Origin of the sequence: Sphingobacterium chungjuense, assembly GCF_011316935.1 — a bacterium.
Taxonomy (GTDB): Bacteria; Bacteroidota; Bacteroidia; order Sphingobacteriales; family Sphingobacteriaceae; genus Sphingobacterium; species Sphingobacterium chungjuense.
Genome location: NZ_WLYS01000006.1, coordinates 150,411 through 174,184, shown reverse-complemented (window position 1 = coordinate 174,184; position 23,774 = coordinate 150,411). Strand labels below are relative to the sequence as shown.

The window sequence follows — 23,774 nt, the reverse complement described above, 5'->3', positions numbered from 1 at the left end:
TGAGATACACTTCTATGATTTGTCAAAGATTTATTGAATATAGATGGGGAATTATTCAAGTTATTCAGAAGCTCTATTTTACAGAACCAAGCGTCGCAACTCACATCGTGCTAAAAATCATTCCCTGAGAAACTTAAGTTGTTTTAGGTTTTAACTTCACATTATCGTCGGCCTCTCGATAGATATGGGGAGGTGGTAGAAGAGGATACCAATGACTTTTTTTATCACCATAATATCAATCATGCCACTTAATTATTCCCGAATTAATGCTATTTTTCACCTAACTATTCGTAATTCTACTATGATTTCTACCACATTAGCTGCCCTATTCAGAAATAGGAGTGTATTTTTTGTCCTGACGCTGTTTTGTTTAACGGCTCTCAGCTGTTCCAAAGACTCAGGAGTTGGCTCAGGTTTTCAGGTCACGTATGTTTTGGAGGGGCCTGCTGTTGTAGCACAAGTACAGTACACGCCGACGATAACAGATCCTTACAACATTCCGGATGAGTATGAGGAAACGGTAACGCCACCTTGGCGAAAAACAGTCTCATTAATCGAAGAAGTGCGCGGTGCTGGATTTTCTGTCTCGATTGATGAAGGAAAACCTGGCGCTACATACAAAATTTCTATTTTAGACAAAGACGGTGATATGCTGGAAAGCGCAGAATTTGCGCTGGATAGTGATGGCTATGGCGTACAGTTGATTAATTATTATCGATAATAGGTATCAGGTTTTTCTTAAAGATTTTGTCTTTGTATTGCTCTTTTAGCCTAAAGCACGATGTTGTAAATAGAAGAGCTAAAGAAGTAAGGCGCAATGCAAATCATGGAAAACGTTGTTAGCGTATCGTCCCTGCAAGTAAGCATAAAATAAAAGCGCTTGAAGTTTTCAATTTCAAGCGCTTGGATCAATTAATCCTATTATTTGTTATCAGATCATGTCTCAATTTACATCATCTAATCGTACTAGTACGGCGCGTCAATATCAGTAACGCGTACTAACTTTTGGTTCGCAAATTCTGTAAGAGCCAACCAGGATAATTCCCGACCGTATCCCGAATTTTTAACACCCCCGAAAGGAAGTTGCGGCGACGAAGTCGTTGGCCTGTTAATGAAAACCATTCCTGCATCTATACGTTTTGCGACACTTTTGGCATGCGGAATATCTTCACAAAAAATGGTAGATCCAAGTCCGAAATGGCTATCATTGGCCACTCTAATAGCTTCTTCATCATCTTTCACTTTGATCAAAGCTATCACTGGGCCAAATATCTCTTCATCATATGCTGGTTGGCCCTTCTTTACATTACTAAACAGCGTCGGCGCGATAAAAAATCCTCTTTGATCCAGCCTTTCACCGCCAGATAGCAATGTGGCTCCATTATCTGCGGTTTCTTTAATTTGTTTTAATACCGTATCCATTTGTCTTTCCGAACTCATGGGGCCAAATTCGGTGTCCAGTTCTAAAGGATCTCCAATTTTGACTTTAGCCATTGCCTCTTTCACTTTTGCTTCTATTTGCTCATACACCGACTCTACCACGATGATCCGCTTGGATGAGGTGCAGACTTGACCAGAATTCTCCAATCTGCCTTGCACGATACCTTTTGTAGCTTTATCCAAATCCGCCTTCTCCAAGACAATAAGTGGATCTGATCCGCCGAGTTCCAAAACGGATTTTTTAAGGTACTTTCCTGCTAGGGCAGCAATACTTGCACCGGCTTTTTCACTTCCGGTCAACATCACTCCGCGCACGCGCTTATCTGCCACTAATGCTTCAATTTCGTCGGTATCAATCGCGAATGTGTTGTATACACCTTCCGGTAATCCGGCATCATCAAAAACTTTTTGTATGGCCAAGGCACATTGATATACAGCGGTGGTTGGTTTCATCAAAATAGTATTTCCCGTAGCGATATTTGGTGCGGCAAATCGAATTAACTGCGAAAATGGGAAATTCCAAGGTTGTACGGATAGCAGTACGCCCAACGGTTCATGGGTCACATAGGCTTCACCGTGTTCAATTTCAGGGATAGATTGATCTTTCAGAAATCTAGCAGTATTCTCCCCATAATACTTTAATATCTGAATACAGTAGTCTATTTCCCCTTCACTGGCTGTCAATGGTTTTCCCATTTCTACACATGCGAGCTTGGCGATCTCGCTCTTGCGACTTTCCAAGATTTCAGCAGATTTTAGTAATAATTGCGCTCGCTCGGAGACGTCTTTTTTCTTCCACACACGGTGAAATGCCTGATCGGCCTTGTCCAGTAGTTGCATAGACTCATCTACGCTATGGTAAGGATATTCTTTTTCAACTTGTTCGGTATACGGATTGATAATTTTGAATGTTGACTTGCTCATTGTATTGTTTGTTGTTGATTTATTATTCCATTGTATGCATGAGCAGCTATGCTCATGTATACGCTTACAACAGACAAATAGCAGGTTCAGTTTGCTCCCGAATGAATGCTGACGACCAATTGACACAATCAGCTGTCATTTCTCCTCTACTTCGTCTATTCGGAGGTGATTTTGTCTTAAGGATGTTTTAGTATCGCATTTTCTCGAGTACATAACTGTTGCAGGCTTAAGGTCTTCTGTAGCATAACATTAAGTTAATATGGGCTCTCTATCTTTGCTAATCCTATGAGATAAGAAATTATGGAGATGTTACAGGATAATCAACTCATGCATGCTATTCGAGCAGGGAATGAACAAGCTTTTGCACAGTTTTTTGACGAGTACTGGGAGTACCTTTATCGCGAAGCATACTTTCGTCTCAAGAATCATGATGATGCCGAAGATATTGTGCAGGAGATATTTACTTCTTTATGGCAGAATCGCGAGACCACGACCATCAATATCTCAATCAAAGCATATCTCGCCGGTGCGCTTAAAAATAAATTGATTCGGCATTACACTAAAAATAACTTACATCAAGAAACTGTCGATCACCTTTTGCGGCAGATGACTGTCTTTGAAGAAGGCGTGTTAGATGCCATTACGGCGAAAGAAATTCAGCATACCATCAACCAAGCGATACATCATTTCCCCAAGAATATGCGAGATATCATCCTATTGCGGATGCAAAGCTTCACCATAGCAGAGATTTCGAAAGCCCTTAGCCTCTCCCCCCAAACGGTGAAAAACAATACGACTATGGGCTTAAAGCAATTAAAAGATATCTTAAGCAAAGAACATCCCGAAGTGTCCTCCAGTCTATACGCTTTTATTTTGGCCTTAATAATTACTTAATAGCAACTTAATGATTTCTTGAGGTACTTATTGCCCATTCGCTGCACTATAAGAGTGAAAACAGCAGCAAGTGGAATTAAAGAAACTCAAAGAATTGCTTGATAAGCACCAATCGGGCCAGGCCACGGAAGCCGAACAACAACTTATCGAGACTTGGTACGCCTCTTTCTCGGATAATGAGGAGCAAGATGTATTCGAAAATATCGAACAAAAAGCACGCGCTCGCGAACGCCTTTGGTCTGGTGTCCAGATTCCACATCCTATCCCGCAGCGCGGATTCACACAGCGGTATCTCATCCATTTCATCAGTGCCGCTGCGGTATTGCTGGTAGGAATGTCGATTGCTATTAAGCGAGGCATGCTCTCCTCCAATAGCAGTAGCATAGCACAACAAGCATCAGAGCCAGACTTCCGCAGTAGTACGGGGCGCAAAGAACGCAAGATGTTGGTGTTGCCCGATAGCACACAGGTCTGGCTCAATGCCAATTCTACTGTTGAAGTGTTGGCAAATTATGGAGATAGTGTGCGTCGTGTACACTTATCAGGAGAAGCATTCTTCGATGTGGCTCACCTGCCTTCCAAACCATTTATAGTCGAGTTGGATGACCTGAGTGTGCGCGTACTCGGGACAGCCTTTAATATCAATTGCTATACAACATTACAGACCATCCATGTGAGCGTAGATCGCGGTGCAGTTCAAGTGGAAAGAGGTGGTGTTCTGCTAGAGAAACTATCCCTTGGGCAATCGCTCGTGTTTGCAAGGGATGAAGGCACTTATGCGTTGCAAGAAATGGCCAACAAAGGCTCTTGGCGCGACGGTAAAGTAGTATTGGCACAGGCCAGCTTTGAAGAAATGGCACAAGTTATTCAAAACATGCACGGAGTAACGGTTAAGAAACCCAAAAATTCAAAGCAGACCTATACGTATGATCTAACACTCTATGCGGATCGACCACTGAGTGAAAATATGGAAAAAATATGCAGTATACACCGATTAAAATATAGGAGGGTCGACGATGAACTAATGCTCTACTAAACCAAACTATTGCGTGCGGTACCAAATGGCACCGTCCGCAACGTATGTTGACCGGGACTTGCTTGAGACCCAATACCCGGCCACTTAGCTTTTTGTGAATTACTAAGACTATAAAAATAATGAATATAAATCTATTGTTCATACGAATTATTATGCGTGCGACAATTATGATCTGCTTATTTGGGACGATGATTGGCCAATTTCTATTGGCGGCGCCTCTGATGGGACAAATCCACCAACGAAAAATTGATTTTACGGCGACTGATATCACGCTATATACCGCGATCAAGAAGCTCGAAAAGGAGCAAAACTTGGATATTGCATTTGATGATAAGCTCCTCGGACTCTCGTCTAAAACTGTGTCCAATAAATCATTCAAAACGACTTCCATTGCACGCATACTGCAAAACTTATTCATTGGTACAAACGTCGTTTTTGAAGAAAATGATAAGGGAACTATTATCCTGAAGAAAGCACAACGACCAGGTGTGCTCACGGGGGTTTTACTGGATGAAAATGGCGATCCTTTACCATCGGCAACCGTGCGTATTGTGGAGCTCAACAGAACAACCACCACCAACAACGACGGTCGATTTACTGTTTCGGTACTTCCCGGATCCTACACTGTTACGGCAAGCTACATCTCGTTTGAAACGATGAGCAAAACTCAGGTGCTCGTACAGGAAGGCGAAACCATGACGTTAAGTTTTCAATTAACGCCTGCCATGGATGAAGTAGCCGAGGTGGTGGTGACCGCGCTAGGCATATCACGCCAGCAAAAGTCCTTAGGCTATGCCGCCACCGAACTGAAAGGAGATAAAATCACCGAAACGATGCCCAACAACTGGACGGAAGCGCTCTCAGGACGCATTGCTGGGGTTAACCTTGTGCGATCTGGAGCAGGCCCAGCAGGTTCTAACAAAATTATTCTCCGTGGCGAAAATAACCTGACGGGAGACAACCAAGCTTTGATTATCGTCGATGGGGTGGTGATCAACAATAGCAGTGGCAACCAAGTCGGTCAAGGTCATGGTGCTTATTTGGGTGGTGATTCACCCGTAGATTTTGGAACGGGGATCAATGATATTAATCCCGAAGACATTGCCTCTCTTACCGTACTAAAAGGTGCCAATGCTACCGCACTCTATGGACAGCGGGGTGCTAATGGAGCGATTGTCATCACCACAAAATCGGGAAAGATCAACAAAGGCATCGGTGTCACCGTATCGTCCAACGCCGTGATCGAATCCGTATCGCGCTGGCCCGATTATCAGTATGAATACGGGCAAGGAACGGAGGGCGTACGTTATTACTCCTTCAACGACGGCGTTGATGGCCCAAGTACAAGAAGCACGAGCTCCGCTTGGGGACCAAAATTTGATGGGCAATATTATTTTCAATACGACCCGATCACCCAGACCCGTGCTACAGAGCGCACGCTTTGGGAGGCGTTCCCAGATGAGCGTAAAAAGTTCTTCGAAACCGGAACAACATTTACCAATTCCATCAGCCTAGATGGGGGCAATGCCCGTACACAAGTACGTTTTTCTTTTACAGATCTAAGAAACAAGTGGATTATCCCAAATACAGGATACGAACGCAACAACGTATCCTTGACTGCTGCGCATCAGGTCACCGATAAGCTACGCATCCAGACTCGCATCAATTATCGCCAAAACCGTAGTGATAACTTGCCGACGTCGGGCTACAACAACCAATCCTTTATGTATTGGAATGCCTTCTGGCAACCCAATGCGCAATTGAGTTGGCTAGAAGATTACTGGAAACATGGATCAGAAAATCTGGTGCAAAACTATCCATACAGTAGTTTAGTCGACAACCCGTACCTGATCGCCTATGAAATGCTTAACAAAAATAAGCGACATGGACTCACCGGTAATATCGAATCCACGTATAAGTTCTCCGACGAATGGGATGTCCTAGTGCGCACCACGATGGATCTAAACGCCGAACGACGTAGCCAACAGCGGCCATACGATACCGAAAAGTTTAGAAAAGGGATGTTTCGTACGCAAGCTATCAATAACACAGAAACCAATTCTGAAATGATGGTGACGTACAAGAAAGATATCAATGATGACTTCAAAATAAGAATCACTGGTGGCGGTAGCTCCCTACGCAATGAAAATGCACTGGAACGCAATTCTGCCGATTCATTGGCTTATCCCGGTATATTCAATATGGGTAATCCGGCAGGCGTGATCGTGAGTACACCTTTTCGGAGCGAACTGGTGCTCAACAGTGTGTACGCATTCGGTACGGTCGCATTCCGCGATTATTTATTTGCCGATCTATCATTTCGTACCGATTGGAATAGTGCGCTAGCCTCGCCCACCAACAAAGGCAAATCCTTTAGTTATCCGTCGGTTAACGTGAGTTATGTGCTTTCTGATATGGTAAACTTGCCGGCACAGTTTTCCATGGTTAAGTTTCGCGGATCTATTGCCGAAGTAGGAAGTGGTTCGATGGTACCCTATCGTACGTCGTATACCTACAATGTAGATCCCACCTTCCCAGGCGGAAGATCAAACCCGACCTCGCTTCCTAATCTGCAACTAGAGCCCCTCAAAACGGTCAGTTACGAAGTCGGAACAGATCTCAACTTATTTAGAAATAGATTCACCCTGAACGTGACCTATTACACCGCAACGACCACCAATCAACATCTAGTCGCGGTGATTGACCGTGCTTCCGGTGCAAATAATGTTTTGATCAATGCCGGTGGCATCCGCAATAGTGGATTTGAGTTAGAAGCTTCTATTGTACCCATTCAGAAGAAAGATGGACTTACTTGGACGATGAGCCCAACCTTTAGCACCAATAAGAATAAGGTGTTGGAACTGACGGATAACCAGCAAGAAATGATCTTACAAAACGGGCCCGGCAGCCGTGGTATGATGGTAGCGCGTGTGGGTGGCCGTATGGATGAATTATGGGGTCGCGGTTATCAACGTGCGCCCGATGGACAGATTGTATATCAAAATGGTCTCCCGCAATTAACGGATTCGGTACAATACATTGGCCAAGCCAACCCTGCTTTTCGCTTAGGCTTGTACAACGAGTTTCGGTATAAGCAATTCCGCGTTGGCTTTTTATTCGACGCACAATTTGGTGCAGTTGGTTATTCATTGACCTCCGCGGTCAATAGTGAGCAAGGTAAAACCACCAATACGCTACCCGGACGCTACAACGGTATCATCGGAAATGGTGTGATCGACAATGGTGACGGCAGCTACCGAGCAAACGACGTGATCGCTACCAATGTGTGGGATTATTATAATGCGCATATGGGGCGCGACAATGTCGAAGGCACCAGCTATTCAACCGATTTTCTCAAGTTTAGAGAATTTAGAATCGATTACAGTTTGAAGCCCGAAACCTTAGCTAGGTTAGGACTGCAACGTGCTACTATAGGTGCTTTCGGACGTGATTTATTTATCTGGTCAAGTTGGCCTGCTTTTGATCCCGAGTTCGGCACATTGGGTAATGGCGACATCACCCGAGGCTTTGAACTGGGGCAATTCCCGGCCACGCGCACTTTTGGTGTCAACCTAGTTATTGGCCTTTAAAATCATCGTAAACATGAAAAACCTTATAAAAATAGTATTACTAGGAATCGTTTGCTCGAGTATATTAACGTCCTGCAACAAGGATTTCCAAGAAATCAATACCAACCCAAATACCAGTCCTCGGGTGCAACCGGAGAATCTGCTGGCTCCTGCATTAGCAAAATCAGTGAGTGCAAACATGAGTCGTAGCCAGCGCATCACCAATGAGCTCATGCAAGTGACGGTCAATATGGGTGACGGCGAAGGCCGCATCTTTCGATACGATATCCGCACCAATGAAGCAGACCATATGTGGAATAATCTCTATGTGCAATTGCGCAACTTCCGCGATATCTACGAGTATGCGGATGAGCTCAATCAACCAGAATACAAAGCAATTGCCCAGATTTCTGAAGTGTGGTTGTTTTCTATACTTACCGATATTTATGGCGATATCCCATATTCGCAAGCATTACTAGGAAGAGATTCAAACGTGGTGCAACCGGTATTCGACAAGCAGCAGGCGATCTATTTATCGCTGTTTGAGAAGCTGGAAGAGGCCAATACATTACTGAACGGAATAGCTTTTGAATACAAAATAAAAGCAGATGCAGATCCTGTTTTTAATGGGCAAATGTACAAATGGCGCCTATTTGGTAATTCCTTATACCTGCGCTTGGCGCTACGTCTTGCCCATAAGACTGAGCTGAATACTGTGGCAATTATCAAAAAGATTATCGAAGACGAACCGATCCGGTATCCTATTATGCGTAGCAATGATGACTCCGCTATTTTGAGATGGACCGGTGTATCACCCTACGTATCACCTTTTGCGACTTGGCGGCCGGCCGATTGGTACGGTCCAAAATCGGCCAGCTTTTTTACCGACAAGCTTAGTGAACGAAGTGATCCGCGTATCGTGAGCTGGGTATCTCTTTTCAATGGCGATTATCTTGGTGTACCGAGTGGGTATCCTATTGGGCAGCCGCCTGTACAAGGTTCTGCGCTACACACCGACTTGATGTCGCACCCTTTATTAGGAAACATATTGAATTATGGCGAGCTACAGCTCATATTAGCCGAAGCAGCTATTAAAGGTTACATTACGACTGGCTCAGCTCGAGAATACTATGAGCGCGGTACCAAAGCAGGGATTGAACTTTGGGGTCACCAAATGCCTTCATTCTATCTCTCGACCGATCTGACTGCTTGGGATGATAACTTCGACGAGTTTCAGAAAATGGAACTCATCCACCTGCAAAAATATTACGCGTTATTCTTCACCGATATGCAATCTTGGTTTGAGTTTCGCCGTACAGGTCACCCCGTTTTACCCATAAGATCCGGACATCTTAACGGCGGCAAAATGCCCGTAAGACTCAATTACCCAGTCTATGTGCAAAATGCCAACCGTGCCAACTATCAACAGGCTGTAGCCGAGCAAGGTCCGGATAATTTTAATACGCCGGTATGGTGGCAAAAACCTTAATCGAATGCGCACTAATAATCCAACTACGAAAATGAAAAAGTTAAGCTATAGCGTTCTATTTATCACCTTGGGCTTGATCACACTTTTGACCTCCTGCGAAAACAGGGATCATATATTGGGGACATTAAGTCCGTATATCTCCATCCAAGACCTCCGCGCCGTGCACAAAGGCAATGACGTGGAGATCACGCCTGAATCGGTGAGTGAAGCCGAATGGACCACGGGTGTGGTGATATCAGACGCACAATCGGGCAACGTGCCCGAAGGTATGATGATTGTGCAAGAGCTCCAACGCGGCAACAGATTGCATGGTATCGCACTAAAAGTTGGCGACCTTGCCGCAGCATACCGGATGGGCGATTCTATCCGCATTAATATCGGCGGGAAAACATTGCGTCGCGAAACATTCCTATACATAGACGGACTACATACCAGCGATCTCGAAATGGTAGGCAATGTGGGTAGCGTACGTACCAGACAAGTATCTGCATCGGCTATAAACCAACGCCCACATGAATACGAAGGCACCCTAGTGCAGATCGGTGGGGGAGAGTTAGTGCCTACTCCAGTAGAAGGTGACAGCTTTGTGGGAGCAAAGAAAATGCTCAACGGAGCAGATACGCTTGTGATCCGAACATTGCCAACAGCAAACTATGCGGCGCTTCCTGTACCGCGCAATATGAACGTAAAAGGTATATTGTTGGGCGATACAGATGGCCTAATGGCCGTATGGCCATTTGCGGAAGCACATATCGAAGATACATCTGACCCAATAATTCCCGGCGATCTCGGAGATATGCCATTAGTATTCACCGGGTACTGTCCTGATCCAGAAGGTACGGACACCAACTATGAGTACATCCAGTTGATGGCTAACGCTGATATCAACTTTGCAGAAATTCCGTTTTCCGTGGTCACGACCAACAACGCCGGAGCAAATCAACCCAATGCAGGTGCTGCACCGGGTGCAGGGTGGTCTACCGGTGGTGCACGTACACTCAAATTCAATCTGACGGAAGGATCAGTCAAGAAGGGAGAATTCTTTTATGTTGGTGGTCACCAGAAACGCATTAGCGGTGCAAACTCCACCACGTTGGGTGAGCTCAACTGGGTACGCGCCATTCCATACGCCACGACTGGTGGTGATGGATTGGGCGATGCCAATGCCAATATTCTGGCAAATAGCGGAAATGCGAGTGGTATGGCGCTCTTCGTTGGTACCAATATCAACGAGGCTTCGGTACCACTAGATGTGGTGATGTTTGGCGGTACAGGTACGGCCACCATCATTGATTCGGTCGCCAATTTGGGATATCGCATCCCGAACAATGATCATTACCAGCGTTTTCATCCCGAGTCACTAGCGCCACAACCTTTTTTCTCCATGGGAAGCAATCAATACCGTATTCCACATTTTGTACCGGCGAATGTAGGTTTCTTTATCAAATTGGGCGGTGTATTCAACGCGACCACGCGCAAGTGGGAAGTGGCGAGAAGCTATTACGCCGAGCAACTAAGTAAACAAGCACCAGCCAGTATACTATCTACCGGTACGGGTGTGACGCAGCAAGTGGATTAAATCTTGACGATAACGATATAATTGATCCATTAACGATGTCAGCGCAAGGCGGCAGTATCCCCACGGTGCAATCTATAGAAATAGAGATCGCATTATGGTTACTGACCTCTGCGCTGACGTTTTTTATAAGCATACATTCTGCATTAGACACTGCGTGATACAATAATAAAACACATGAAAAAAACATACCTTTCTTCGATCTACCGCTTATGTAAGGGATTCCTAAGCCTATGCGTCCTCATGACGCTATTGGCCAACTCTTGCAACAAAAGTACGCTAGATCCTATTGATGAAGAGATACCGACAAAAGAAAATACCGACAACAATGACTTTAAGGCAACTATTGCTCCCGTATGGGATATCGAGCGCGGCAAAGCCATGCCATTATCAGGTACTGGCTACCAGCAAGGAGATATTTTGCAGTTGGAATCGGGACAACAAGGGCAGCAAATGCTGGGGGTGGCCATTGTCGACGGCAAAGTCACATTCCCAACCGATTTAGAGCCGGTCAACTATCGCTTGAGCATTCTGCGTGGCAGCAAATCTTATCCCATAGGCAACACGCAGTTCAACTATGTGCTTCGTGCAGATATCCCAAACCAAGAAGGCAAGAATGTAAAGGGTGTGGTGCATGTTGCAGGACAAGGGCTTGCTGAGGTGGTGGTTTCCGATGGTTATGACGTGACTACAACAGATGCGCAAGGCGTCTATTACCTGAGCTCGACAAAGCGTACAGGCTATGTATTTATTTCCATTCCAGCTAACCACGAGGTTGTTGAAACAGTAAACAACACCCCAAAATTCTATCAATTTGTGGCGTCCAACCCTGAGGTGATTGATACGCGTGACTTTGAGCTAAAAGAAGTGAACAACGAAAATCACGTGATCTTCGCGTTAGCCGATATGCACCTAGCAAACAGAAATAGCGACCTGAGTCAGTTTCAGAAAGGATTCATGGCCGATGTTAATCAGCAAATCGCACGGCTTAAATCGGAAGGAAAGCAGGTTTATGCGCTGACGTTGGGCGATCAGACTTGGGAAACCTACTGGTACAGCAATAGCTTTATGCTGCCCGAGTATGTTCAGCAGATGAACAACCTACAAGCTCCAGTTTTCAACACGATCGGCAACCACGATAATGATCCCTATTTCGCCAACGATTGGATGGCCGAAAATGCATATCGGAGAATCCTTGGCCCTACTTATTACTCCTTCAATCTTGGGCAGGTGCACTATGTCGTACTCGACAATGTGGAGTATATGAATACGGGTGGCTCATACGGTACGGTAGGCAGTAGAGATTATAATGCCAAGATCACCGAAAACCAGTTGGAATGGCTGGCCAAGGATTTGGCATCTATACCTTCGACCACACCCATCGTGCTCTCTACACACATCCAATTACACCATGCGCCCACAGAGCAAGGCAACACGCCTAACTTTCGTACCAGCAACGCGCAGCAGTTGATATCTTTACTGGATCGTTTTGCGGAAGTGCATGTGATGACCGGGCATACGCATATTAATTACCGCGTACCGCGCAATGATAGATTTATGGAACATAACATTGCCGCGTTGTCCGGAACTTGGTGGTGGACGGGACGTCCGGGCTATTCCGATAACCATATTGCACCAGATGGCAGCCCGGGTGGTTATGGTCTTTGGGAGATGATTGGCAGCGATATCGCTTGGAAGTACAAGTCCATCGGCTATGCGCCCGAATACCAATTCCGTGCGTACGATCTGAATGAGGTGGAGATCACGGCAGCCAAACATGCACCTGCTGCCAATGCCACATTCCGTGCGATGGTGCCCCAATATGCTGCCGATTTTGCCAAAGCAAATAAAAACAATGAAGTATTGATCAATGTGTGGGGCTATGATCCCAAGTGGGCAGTGTCCGTTACCGAGAATGGCAGATCACTAGACGTACAACGCGTTTCCTCGTACGATCCGCTGCAGATTATTTCTTATGGTATGCAGCGCCTCAATGTCAATGCAACACCTACTTTTGATGCCGCAAATACTTCCCATATGTTCAAAGTGAAGGCTTCAGCCGTTAACAGTACCTTGCAAATCAAGGTCACCGATCGCTTCGGTAATACCTACAGCGAATCTATGGAACGGCCAAAAGCTCTTACCTACTCGATGCGGTAATTGGATCCCAGCAAGCTACTGGCCGCTTAGCCAACAGCTTGCTGGGGTTCAATCCGTTTTTCATTGATTAAGCCGAAAAACTGTGATAAACAGCATATAATTTGGTGAAATTCTAAAATAAATTTGGGATCAAAGACAGTTCATTGTGAACGGGAGGCATGATGGTGCGGTGATCTCACTTTAGTTCTTAAACACAGACAATCCGCTATCAACTTTCTAAACGCTATAAACCCTATTGACTTCAGAAAAATACATTTTCGTTCCTCCCATTGACTACCCCCATAGTCACTATATAATCAAATGCACTTAATGTTAATTTCCGAAGATGTGAGTTGTGGCTCATCAACTACAATTATAGATATCGCGTTTATTTTTTTAGGATCGTGGTCATACTTTTGGTAGTGTAATTAAATAATGGTGTGAAAAATTAATTTTTAGTAAACGACTGTCTGTATGAAGAAAATATTTAGCAATAAGCAAAAAGCTACATCCCACCAATTACTAATTTCCAATCTATCTAATCGTGAGTCCAGCATCGGCTAATGTAATCCCTGCTGAACAGCCCCGATCCAGTGAGGCAGGAATGAGAAAAAGGAGATGATGGTATAAGTTGTTGGCTTGTTTAAAAGTAGAGTTCTCTTAAACAAGCTGATGGAAGATCAATAGGCTTTTCAAATAGCTTTCAGGAGAAACCTTAGTCGTTCCGATATATTTACTTAATAAAAAGAGAGCATTCGCTATACTTAATGGCGCTAATGTATCCAAATCGATAACGCTCATTGATACAGCTAGTACTTATGGATAAACCAAAGTTTTTAAAATCTTTTAGACTATACCCACATGAAAACCTACAATTTTATACTCAAAGCAATTCTTTTTTTTATTACGGCGGTGATAATTTTAACTTCATGCAACAGATCAAATGATCCTCTAGAAGACAAATCGCCAGGTACTGTTACATTTAAAATCAGCGAAGTCGTTTTTGAAAGCGAAGATCAACTTGGTGCACGCAGTGCTACACCACATCATGCAGGCGATGTATCGTATGCATCCGTACAGCGAAATGCGGTCGAATTCGGCGATGATTTGCTGATGGTTGCTGAGCTCTCCGCTGACGACTCACCTAATTTATCTCCGGCAACAAAAGCATCATTGAAAGACGCTAGCCGAACCGCTTTAGATACGAGCAACTTAGGTGTTGGAATTCGCTATCGCGTAGTAGTATACAATACAACCACACAGCTATATGTGACAGAAAGAGACTATACGCGTGGATCTGAGCCTGCAATTGGTGATTTACAGTTAGATGGCGGAACGCGTTATACATTCGTCGTATATTCGGTAAATTCAACATCTACCACATTACCAGCCATCTCTCCTGCAATAGGGCGAACGCTCACGAACTCCACCATTGTCGTAAACGGCAATCAGGATTATATGTATTTCCAGCAGGAGCTTACGGTGAATGGAAACGCCACAAATAATCTGAACATCGTTTTAAAACATAGATTTAGCCAAATCACCACGGTGATCAATTCCATTGCCACAGGGTACAATATCACCTCGGTTACCTCCAACTTTAAGCCGCATGCTGCCACTACGATTGCAACATTATCTACAGGCAATTTTACAGGGACGGTTTCTGCAGCGGGGTCGCCAGTTACCTTTACGACACCCAATGCCTAAACGGTAACCAGTGTGCCGACCATCATAGCGAATACATCTGGAGGTACAGTAGGATCATACACTATCACCAGTATGAAAATTGGCGATCTTACACAAAGCACAACCATGATTCCTTTTCCTAATTTAGTGATCCAGCCCGGTGTGCGATATACCTTGAGGCTCACGATAACTACCAATGATGCCGACCTCGGAACTTATAATGGCCAGCCGGCAGTTAGAATTAATGGCGTAGTATGGGCAAAGCAGAATCTTGGAGCCACAAGTACCAATCCAGCGGTGGTTACTCAATCGTCCTTTGGAAACTATTATCAATATGGCAGTAGTACCATAGTCGGTACGGCCACTACAACTACGCTTAATAATTCTTCCTATATCACCTGGACTGCAGAGCCCGCGGCGAAAGCTTGGAATAGTGGCACAGAAGCATTGCCTGTGAAAACGGCAGCTGATCCATGCCCTACGGGGTATCGTGTACCAACTCAAACTGAATTCAATTCGTTGATAGATGGCGTTAGACAAACTCCTTTTGGAACTTTTGCTACCAGTACCAGCTATAACAATTACGTACAGTTAACAAGTTTACGAAGATCGGGTGTGGTGCTTAATTTTCCGGCTATAGGTTTTTTGTCAGTGACTTACACCCCGGGCGCCGTCAGTTACAATAGGTCAACTCGGACGGATCCTGTAACACCTAGATATCATACTTCCTCTTCAGAGAGTAGGGGAGATACGCCGTATTCGTATTTAACAATAGACAATACTACTAATAAAAACTTGATCGTATTTACTAATGAAGCGAATCGGTCATCAAAGTATTTAGGTGGCAATATCAGGTGCGTGGGTATCTAAAATCTTTAAATACATTGATGGTTGCTGAAGGTTGTTATCTATTCTTCATGGCCATGACCTCCCCTAATGGAATAGGCAGTCTCAAATTTTAGCGAGACTGCTTTTTTACTTATTTTAGTTAGTATATTAATCCTGTGTGGTTTATCGTCGGCTGATATGAGCCACGCTGGGCTGACAGCACATCCTATCTTAGCTATTCTTAAAGGTATCTTTCTAATAGCTGCTAGGATTTCCTTCATATTTACTGGATCGGTAACAAATTCTTAAATCGACATAATTCCCAGCATCCTCCTTCCAAAACCTAGATCGATCAAGGTAGATTAATCCGGATTGTAATGTGTATGATAAAAAGCATAATTTACCACCGAATATTATTTTCTAAAGCATCAGCTATCGACGATTCGAGTGATTGGGTATCATCATCACTTTTTTCTAACACATCCAAAGAATAGATTATTTTTCCCGCATCATCCACTACGAAATACTTTGGTAAGTAATACACATTGAAATCCGCCGCAATCTTCGACTTATTTATCTTTTTATCATCGGTAACATTGATCCAGTCTAAGGAGTTTTCTTGAATAAGTTCTTTCCATTTTACTTTGTCATCATCAAGATTTACATATATTACCTCAACATCTAATTCCTTTTTTAAACGCATAAGTCGCGGCAAATTTTCCTTGCAGGGAATGCACCACGTAGCTCCAAATGCTAGGATATATGGTTTTTTGAAATCTGCATTCGTGAAAAGACTATCTCCTTCGGTGTATGCTCGAATTTCGGGAACTCGAGATCCAACACGGAGTTGGTTAAATGTATTTAATTTTTCTGCTAATCGTGTAGCAAATTCCTTTCCCAAAGAAGTGTTTTGCACTTTTGGGGTCAGACTATTGTAAGCATCTGAATACAGCACAAACTCGCTATCACTACTATTAAAGGTAAATATTTCGAACAGTTTTAATAAACTGAATTCAGAATCGGAATGGAGTTTTAGTAGGTTTATTTTCTCAATTTTCAAGGTGTTTTGTGCGGATGATGGTAAAAACCTGATGGTGGGATCATCGCTACTGGCTACACCAAATTTGTCGTAAAAGTCGCCTTCTAATTCGATAAGCGAATTCAAGACAAAATTTTGTTCAACTGCGTCTCCGTCAAATTTTGTATAATTCAATCTCGTTAAACGACTATTTTTAAAATTGATATCTTCTAAGGAAACGTTATTCACACCCTTATTTATTACTAATTGTAGTCCAGCGATCTGGCTATCTTTGTATATAAGCAATTGTCCAGATGCTAATCTATATTCCAAAGAGCCCTTTCCGACATATAAATTCCCTGCATTTTTCTTTAATTTTACCTTTCCATATTCGAAAGGAGTCTTCCATAACATGGCATCTTCGTTATGAAAATTATTAATGACTACTACAATGCTATCCACCTCCAAATTTTTGGCTAATTGAAGTTGATAATTAAATACTTCTTGACAATTTCCCAAATAATAGCTCGAGAAAAGTAATATAGTCGCCAAAATCTTTTTAGTATGTATCATATATCAACTGGTGAAATATAATTTTCCCTTAATTGGATAAGTTCAAAAGTACCGAATTTCAACCATATAAACTGCTTACTATCCTATTGAAACAGTATAAATTTGGCGTATTTATTATATTTCAACATAAACACACTTGCGATCACCTATTTTCTTCTGTCGATTTCTCTGCGAAAACGCGGTAAGGTATTTCTAGATAGCCCGCTCGTCCGTCGCTGCTAATCCCCTCTATAACGTACAGGAATGAGCCAGTCTGATCCGAATGATAATAGCTAGACTGTATCTCCTGCGCCACCGATCTGCGTAAGGGCGGTGTCCAGTAGATCAGCTGTCTTTTGTCGGTCTCGTTATTTTCAGATACAAGCATATGCTTAACTTCCGGAAATGGTAACATATCAGAATAGACAGATGCAACACCTTTTGTGATTCCTACCGTTCTATTGGCCGCGAATATACCTTTACCAGCATGTGTGTAGATCGCGATGACGTGACCCATCGTCGGTATTTCCAGTGGATGTGCCATTGGATAGGTATCGCGATACAACTGACTAAAGTTTTTGGCGAAAGGGATGAGTTCCACACTTTTGACTTCGCTGGGCGGAATAGGGGGAATTAAATCATACATTTCACCCGGCAAACTGCTGCAATCCATTACGATCAGCGTTGGTTCTGAACCAAAAATTTTTGCTCGAAGCGACTGCCCATTCGGTCCTATCCGTTTGATCCGAAGTTCTTTCGGAAATGCAAACTGCAAGACACTATAGAGACCGTAAGACCACTTTTGCTCCTTAGCCTCGATCTCGTGCCCGTCAATCACGGTTTTTGCAGCACCGTCGCGATCTGTTACGGCTTGCTGCGGTGCAATGTACTATCAGGTTTTTCTAGCGTTTTCGCGATGCGAAAGTGTATAACGGGATTCGGAATTGTATCTATCACGATGTGATAGTCTCGATTGCGTCCTTTTTTATCCGTGGTTTGCAGCACAAAGGTCGAAGGGTGGGAAGAAATGATTGATGTCAACCTGAAAGGTACGCTTTACAGTATTGCCGCAGCAATACCTTTGTTTCAAAAACAAGGCTTTGGTCATTTTGTAAACATCATATCCACAGAGGGCATGCAGATCACACCCACGATGGGTGTTTATGCAGGTACCAAAAATGCGGTTCGCACGATTAGTGAAACCATGCGCAAAGAATCTGGTGGCCGATGGAGAGTAACTGGGATATTACCAGGATTTGTAAAGACACCTTTTGCCGATTCGATACGGAATGAGGCCATGCGTCATGCGATCCAGCAGCAGGCAGCAGAAATTGCCATACCGCCGAGCGCAATTGCCGAATCAGTGGCCTATGCCATTAGTCAGCCAGAAAATGTAGAGGTAGGGGATATTGTTGTTCGCCCGTCTGTGCAGGAAGAGGTACGGTTTCTTTTCCTACGCCGTTGCAGAGGCACTTTTTCTATCTGACATTGAAAAACGCACTATAAGCAAACTTTTTGAGACCATCGAAGAAGAGCTAAATCGTCCTATAGATGCCTTTAGTCAGGATGTATTTGTTTCACAAATAGCACTTTTGCTTCAGTACAGCAATCGGTTTTATAATCGTCAGTTTATTACCCGCAAACCCGAGCTTACGGACACGATTGATGGTTTTCAAGAAATTCTTCAGGCACATTTTGAAGTTGATAGACATCTTTACCAAGGAATTCCCTCACCACAGGATATCGCAGGTAAGCTAGGTGTTTCGAAAAGATATCTCGCGGACATGCTCAAGGCTCTGACTGGAAAAACAACACGACAGCATATCCAACTAAAATTGGTAGAGCCAGCGAAGGAACTACTGGCGACCACTTCACTTACCACCGCTGAAATTGCATACAGGCTTGGTTTTGAACATCCGCAATCGTTTAATAAATTTTTTAAGCAGAAAACTGATCTTTCCCCTCGAAATTTTCGTGAAAATCTTAATTAACCGCAAATTTGTGATTAAGCTATAAATGTGTTTAATTTGAATTTCGCAAACGATGAATAGTATAGCTATCAAAGATTTTTACAAAGAGATCGTCGGTGATACGAGCTGTCATCTTGATTATTTTTTCGACAATAAAACCAATACAGATTTTGGGCATTTCAACGTATTTGACATTGCTAAATTTTATTATGATAGCAAGCCCAAATGCGAAATGAGCTACAATCGCCGATTGTACTATAAGATTAGCCTGATAAAAGGCAAGAACTATATCGAGTATGCCGACAAAACTGTTATGATAGAAACGCAAGGTATTCTATTTGCCTCGCCAAAAATACCCTATCGCTATACACCACAAGATCACAATCAATCAGGCATGTTCTGTGTATTCACCAAAGATTTTTTGTCTAAATCCAAGACCGGGCTGAATATCGAAGAGCTTCCGATCTACCAACCAAGTAGTGATTTTATTTACCAACTCGAAGATCAGCAATTTGCTGAGATCGAATCCATTTTCTTGAAAATGGATAGAGAGCTATCATCAGATTATGCATACAAATATGATTTGTTGCGGAATTATGTGTTAGAGCTCATCCATACAGGGCAAAAATTAAAACCAATCCAAAACACGAACCCAACGAGCAATGCCGCCAGTAGAATTTCTACCTTATTTATCGAACTGCTAGAAAGACAGTTTCCGATAGAAAGTGACGTGCAAAATATACAACTGAAAAAACCTACTGATTTTGCCAATGCCTTAGGCATACACACCAATCACTTAAATAAAGTACTTAAGGAAGTAGCCAATAAAAGCACAACCGAAATCATCAATGCTCGGATTGCAGAAGAAGCCAAGATCCTGCTGAAGCAAACACAGTGGAATATTTCTGAAATAGCCTATGCCCTAGGTTTTGATGAAGTGGCTCATTTTTCAAATTTTTTCAAGAAACACACCAGTCTTTCGCCTGTCAAATTCCGGAATTGATTGAAATTTGCAAATATCGGATTGGTGTTTGCAACCGGCTATGCTATTTTCATCAGAACTTTGTACCTATACTTTAAAAGATAAATAACATGGATAATCGCAAAGTAGCTTTAGTAACCGGCAGTAGCCGTGGATTGGGCAAAGACATGGCCATACAATTAGCCAAAAAAGGATTTGATATTATCGTCACCTATCAAGGCAATGCAGAAGGTGCCGACAGCACGGTTGCTGAAATAAAGAATATCGGTCAGCATGCCATCGCGCTACAATTGGACGTAGCAAAAAGCGCTACATATGATGCTTTTGTAAGCACGATCAAGGATAAGTTAGCCTCCGATTTTGGTACAGATCATCTGCAAGCATTGGTGAACAATGCCGGAATAGGTATTCACGCGGCATTTGAAACCACCACAGAAGAGCAGTTTGATACGATGGTGAATATACACCTCAAAGCAGCATTTTTCTTGACCCAAAAACTACTTCCCATACTGAATGATGGCGGTAGCATTGTCAATATTTCATCAGGATTAGCACGCTTTAGTTTTCCAAACTATGCTGCGTATGCTATTATGAAAGCGGGTATCGAAAGCTTAAGCCGGTATCAGGCATTAGAATTAGGATCTCGTAAGATCCGCGTGAATACGGTAGCTCCAGGTGCCATTGAGACAGACTTTGGCGGTGGCTCAACAAGAGATAACAAAGAGGTAAATCAGATGTTGGCTTCGCGCACCGCATTAGGTAGAACCGGTTTGCCGGATGATATTGGCGGTGTGATTGCCTTTTTGTGTAGCGAAGATGCCAAATGGATCAACGCACAACGCATCGAAGTATCTGGTGGATTTTACATCTAGGTCTTTTTTATCAATCAATATCCAACGTCAATTTGACTGAGATATTCGTAGGCAAACAGCGATTTGCCTACGAACATCTTATGTATCTGAAATGTTTTATAGACTCTTAAGCCCTAGAGTCATATTTATCTTATCTTTTTTAATCTTCGCTGTATCTATTTTTCACTTACAACGTTTGTAAAGACGATTTTAAAGTGTTTTTGATAGTACTTCAAGAAGCATACCCTCAAAAACTCCCTGTTCTATCATTGATTAAACGACTTATCTACTATTTTTATAGTTGGTTTTGCACAAATCTCGAATACTATGAAAAACATATCTTACCGGTATGGTGTGAATCTGGATTGGTTAGATGAGCTTGCTGCTGCTTTTAATTGTGAAGTGGAGAACGGACATGTATACTGTTCGAACGATACCATAACAGGAACCCTTTACGGCTTACAGATTAACGAGGAGCTTAGTGTCTTTATTCAGGATGCTGTCTATCATACAGATGTTTTTTACAAAATGTCGAATAATGACGATGATTTTGTAGGTGTATATTTTAATTTAAGCGAAGGTGATACCGTACAGATCACCGACAATATGCAAAAGGCCGTCGGTAGATGGGCATATAACGTTGCTGTTATCGACTCTGTTTTGTCTGCAGATTATCTCATTGGATCGGGAAGCAACGTATTCTCCATTTCGATCTTTATAAAAAAGACAGCATTTTTAAGAAGTATTAGTTCCATACCAAATTTTCAAGAGATAAGAGATGTGATCTTTGATGCAGATCGTAATACCCTAGTGAGATTTGAACGAGCAAGTAACCAAGCCTGGTTTTTAATGAGTGAGCTACGTAAAGTAAATTTTGGCAGCACTTTATATGACACCTACTTAGTAGGAACCGTTTATGGATTAATAGCGGACTACCTCGATCAGATTATTGATCACGACATTGTGCTGGGTAGGGTCTATCAAGAGGATATTGTAAGTATAGTTAGCTCACAGTCCCAGCTCATAGAAAAGCTGAAACAACCATTTCCAAGTATCAAAGTCTTGGCATCTTCCGTAAATATGTCGGATAGTAAATACAAAAACCTGTTTAAAAAAGTTACCGGGACTTCTGCAAAAGCGTTTTTTATGGCCAATAAGCTAGACGCAGCAAAAGAAATGCTGGATACTGGAAGTTACAGTATAGCCGAAGTGGCACATCATTTTTCATTTTATGATCCTTCGCACTTCATTGAACAATTTAAGGCGAGATATGACGTCACGCCTAAAGAATACGTAACATTATACTAAATGCATCTATCCAGACAGAAATTTCCTTTTTTCTACACGTTGAATCCCGAATGGTTGTTTAGAATTGCAAGCGAAATGGGAGCAAAGGTAGTGGACAATAAAATGATGCTCATGCCCACTGACCTTGCCGAAGGCATGGGCGTATTTCTGGAAGTAATGCCAGGCCTATCGGTATTTCTAATCGATATGTCTTTTAAAAAGCCCGTAGCAATAGATAGAGTTCCTCAAGATGATCAATTTATAGCGTATTATGATTTGGGGGAGGAGATAACTACACACGTCTTAGGAACCACACCACACCGCGCAGGATACTCCTCAAGGCTTGGTATGGCATTTATGGACTCTTGCATTCCTACATCACTGTTACCACCAATTAATGCCAGGTCATACAGTCTTCGGCTGATTATCTCCAAAGATTTGCTAAAGTCGCTGGCGCGACCCAATTATCCGAACAGCGTGACAGAGCAACTTTTTGATAGCTCCCAAAACACACTTTATTTTTATAGCCATATTGATTCCAGAAGCAAAATTTTACTAAACCAATTAAAAAGCAGGAAAATAAAAGATGGATCATTTGAATTCCATTTAAAGCATACTGCTCTATACCTGTTAGCATATTTGATTGAACGAGCCGCAAATTTTGAGCCGATCATCAATCGAGTTACGGATCGAGAAGGATCAGCGATAAAGCAATCAGCTGATTATATAATGGCAAATCTAGATAAAGACTTTGTGGGAATAAGCCTGCTAGCTGAAATGGCTGGCATGTCAGTGTCAAAGTATAAGCTGCTATTCAAGAAAATTTTGAAAAGTACACCGAAGCAGTTCTATATAAACGAAAGACTGCTTTTGGCTCAAAAGCTTCTGCAAAGCCCACAATTTGATAGCCTATCGCAGGTAGCCTACGAGTTGGGTTACAATAGTCCTAGATACTTCATAAATAGCTATGTCAATAAATTTAATACTTATCCGGTGCTAAAAAACTCCAAATAGAATAAGATCAAATCCTCTTCTTGAACTATGTCCTAATCTCCTATTCTCAGGACTTATAGTAACAGTCCGGGCAACATGCCTAGCGTATTTTTGTAAAAAAAATCTCTATGAAATTACAGAAATACATCATAATCGCTAATTATCCCATACTCTTCGACAAAGAACTTCTACATTCTAAAGTGGCAGGCGAAAACAAAGATAGTGTGGAATCCGCAGGATATGTTTTCCTCTATACCGTGTCCGAAAGGGTCGGTGCTATTTGCATGGGACAAAGTGATTCACTTGGCATACCGAGTCGTGGTGCTATCGATGCTGAACTTATACAAAAACTTCTGAATTAATTCCTGAGACTTATGAGTTTAAAAAAAGCATACACTCCGCCAACTATTGAAGTAGCATACATTCGCCTAGAACATAGCTTTGTCGCTGGATCAAACAATGTAACTCCGGTAAATAGCAGCGAATTTATCACGGATGAATACGAACAGCAAGATGAAGACTTTGATATTGTTTGGTAAA

20 protein-coding genes are annotated in these 23,774 nt (G+C 42.8%); 17 read left to right on the top strand and 3 right to left on the bottom strand.

What is annotated here, in order from left to right:
• Positions 1-211: 211 nt before the first annotated feature.
• The gene (locus tag GKO22_RS14460) at positions 212-721 is read left to right on the top strand and encodes a hypothetical protein (RefSeq protein WP_166336241.1); all 510 of its coding nucleotides are present in this window, start codon (positions 212-214) and stop codon (positions 719-721) included.
• 245 nt (positions 722-966) lie between these two features.
• Here the strand turns inward: GKO22_RS14460 and GKO22_RS14455 are convergent, their stop codons facing one another.
• Positions 967-2,364 (bottom strand): NAD-dependent succinate-semialdehyde dehydrogenase, encoded by a 1,398-nt coding sequence (locus GKO22_RS14455; protein ID WP_166336240.1) that lies wholly within the window; start codon positions 2,362-2,364, stop codon positions 967-969.
• Positions 2,365-2,664: 300 nt separating this feature from the next.
• Here GKO22_RS14455 and GKO22_RS14450 point away from each other — a divergent pair, with 300 nt between their 5' ends.
• The 8 genes from GKO22_RS14450 to GKO22_RS14415 all read left to right on the top strand — a co-directional run bounded on the left by GKO22_RS14450 (position 2,665) and on the right by GKO22_RS14415 (position 15,623).
• Complete coding sequence (locus GKO22_RS14450; RefSeq protein WP_166336239.1) at positions 2,665-3,258, top strand: RNA polymerase sigma factor; 594 nt, start codon at positions 2,665-2,667, stop codon at positions 3,256-3,258.
• Positions 3,259-3,328: 70 nt separating this feature from the next.
• Positions 3,329-4,294, top strand: coding sequence for a FecR family protein (locus tag GKO22_RS16705; RefSeq protein WP_166336238.1), 966 nt, complete (start codon positions 3,329-3,331; stop codon positions 4,292-4,294).
• 152 nt (positions 4,295-4,446) lie between these two features.
• Positions 4,447-7,884, top strand: a complete 3,438-nt coding sequence (locus tag GKO22_RS14440; protein WP_240920321.1) for a SusC/RagA family TonB-linked outer membrane protein — start codon at positions 4,447-4,449, stop codon at positions 7,882-7,884.
• A 13-nt stretch (positions 7,885-7,897) separates the two neighbouring features.
• Complete coding sequence (locus tag GKO22_RS14435; protein ID WP_166336237.1) at positions 7,898-9,352, top strand: SusD/RagB family nutrient-binding outer membrane lipoprotein; 1,455 nt, start codon at positions 7,898-7,900, stop codon at positions 9,350-9,352.
• A gap of 31 nt (positions 9,353-9,383) precedes the next feature.
• Complete coding sequence (locus GKO22_RS14430; RefSeq protein ID WP_166336236.1) at positions 9,384-10,931, top strand: DUF5689 domain-containing protein; 1,548 nt, start codon at positions 9,384-9,386, stop codon at positions 10,929-10,931.
• A 174-nt stretch (positions 10,932-11,105) separates the two neighbouring features.
• Entirely contained in the window at positions 11,106-13,088 is a 1,983-nt protein-coding gene (locus GKO22_RS14425; RefSeq protein WP_166336235.1) for a calcineurin-like phosphoesterase C-terminal domain-containing protein, read from the top strand.
• An 840-nt stretch (positions 13,089-13,928) separates the two neighbouring features.
• Complete coding sequence (locus GKO22_RS14420; RefSeq protein ID WP_166336234.1) at positions 13,929-14,774, top strand: hypothetical protein; 846 nt, start codon at positions 13,929-13,931, stop codon at positions 14,772-14,774.
• A 12-nt stretch (positions 14,775-14,786) separates the two neighbouring features.
• Complete coding sequence (locus tag GKO22_RS14415) at positions 14,787-15,623, top strand: FISUMP domain-containing protein (protein WP_166336233.1); 837 nt, start codon at positions 14,787-14,789, stop codon at positions 15,621-15,623.
• Positions 15,624-15,981: 358 nt separating this feature from the next.
• On the opposite strand, the gene GKO22_RS14410 is transcribed toward GKO22_RS14415, so the two are convergent.
• Both GKO22_RS14410 and GKO22_RS14405 read right to left on the bottom strand, forming a co-directional pair.
• Positions 15,982-17,172 carry a TlpA family protein disulfide reductase gene (locus GKO22_RS14410; RefSeq protein ID WP_166336232.1) on the bottom strand — a complete coding sequence of 397 codons (1,191 nt, stop codon included), beginning with the start codon at positions 17,170-17,172 and terminating at the stop codon, positions 15,982-15,984.
• 142 nt (positions 17,173-17,314) lie between these two features.
• Positions 17,315-17,989 (bottom strand): hypothetical protein, encoded by a 675-nt coding sequence (locus GKO22_RS14405; RefSeq protein ID WP_166336231.1) that lies wholly within the window; start codon positions 17,987-17,989, stop codon positions 17,315-17,317.
• Positions 17,990-18,142: 153 nt separating this feature from the next.
• Here GKO22_RS14405 and GKO22_RS14400 point away from each other — a divergent pair, with 153 nt between their 5' ends.
• The 8 genes from GKO22_RS14400 (at position 18,143) to GKO22_RS14365 (ending at position 23,773) form a co-directional block, all read left to right on the top strand.
• The gene (locus GKO22_RS14400; protein ID WP_317165717.1) at positions 18,143-18,637 is read left to right on the top strand and encodes an SDR family oxidoreductase; all 495 of its coding nucleotides are present in this window, start codon (positions 18,143-18,145) and stop codon (positions 18,635-18,637) included.
• Entirely contained in the window at positions 18,561-19,142 is a 582-nt protein-coding gene (locus GKO22_RS14395) for a helix-turn-helix domain-containing protein (protein ID WP_206367912.1), read from the top strand. The genes GKO22_RS14400 and GKO22_RS14395 overlap by 77 nt, the downstream gene beginning before the upstream one ends.
• 52 nt (positions 19,143-19,194) lie before the next feature.
• Positions 19,195-20,124, top strand: a complete 930-nt coding sequence (locus GKO22_RS14390) for a helix-turn-helix domain-containing protein (protein WP_166336230.1) — start codon at positions 19,195-19,197, stop codon at positions 20,122-20,124.
• An 89-nt stretch (positions 20,125-20,213) separates the two neighbouring features.
• Positions 20,214-20,975, top strand: a complete 762-nt coding sequence (locus tag GKO22_RS14385; protein WP_166336229.1) for an SDR family NAD(P)-dependent oxidoreductase — start codon at positions 20,214-20,216, stop codon at positions 20,973-20,975.
• A 306-nt stretch (positions 20,976-21,281) separates the two neighbouring features.
• Positions 21,282-22,262: a helix-turn-helix domain-containing protein gene (locus GKO22_RS14380; RefSeq protein ID WP_166336228.1), complete on the top strand. Its 981-nt coding sequence runs from the start codon at positions 21,282-21,284 to the stop codon at positions 22,260-22,262.
• A gap of 75 nt (positions 22,263-22,337) precedes the next feature.
• Positions 22,338-23,255, top strand: a complete 918-nt coding sequence (locus GKO22_RS14375; protein WP_166336227.1) for a helix-turn-helix transcriptional regulator — start codon at positions 22,338-22,340, stop codon at positions 23,253-23,255.
• 107 nt (positions 23,256-23,362) lie between these two features.
• On the top strand, positions 23,363-23,596 hold the full coding sequence (locus tag GKO22_RS14370) for a hypothetical protein (RefSeq protein WP_166336225.1): 234 nt from the start codon (positions 23,363-23,365) through the stop codon (positions 23,594-23,596).
• Positions 23,597-23,608: 12 nt separating this feature from the next.
• A complete protein-coding gene (locus tag GKO22_RS14365; protein ID WP_166336223.1) occupies positions 23,609-23,773 on the top strand; it encodes a hypothetical protein in 165 nt (54 codons plus the stop codon).
• Position 23,774 lies beyond the last annotated feature (1 nt).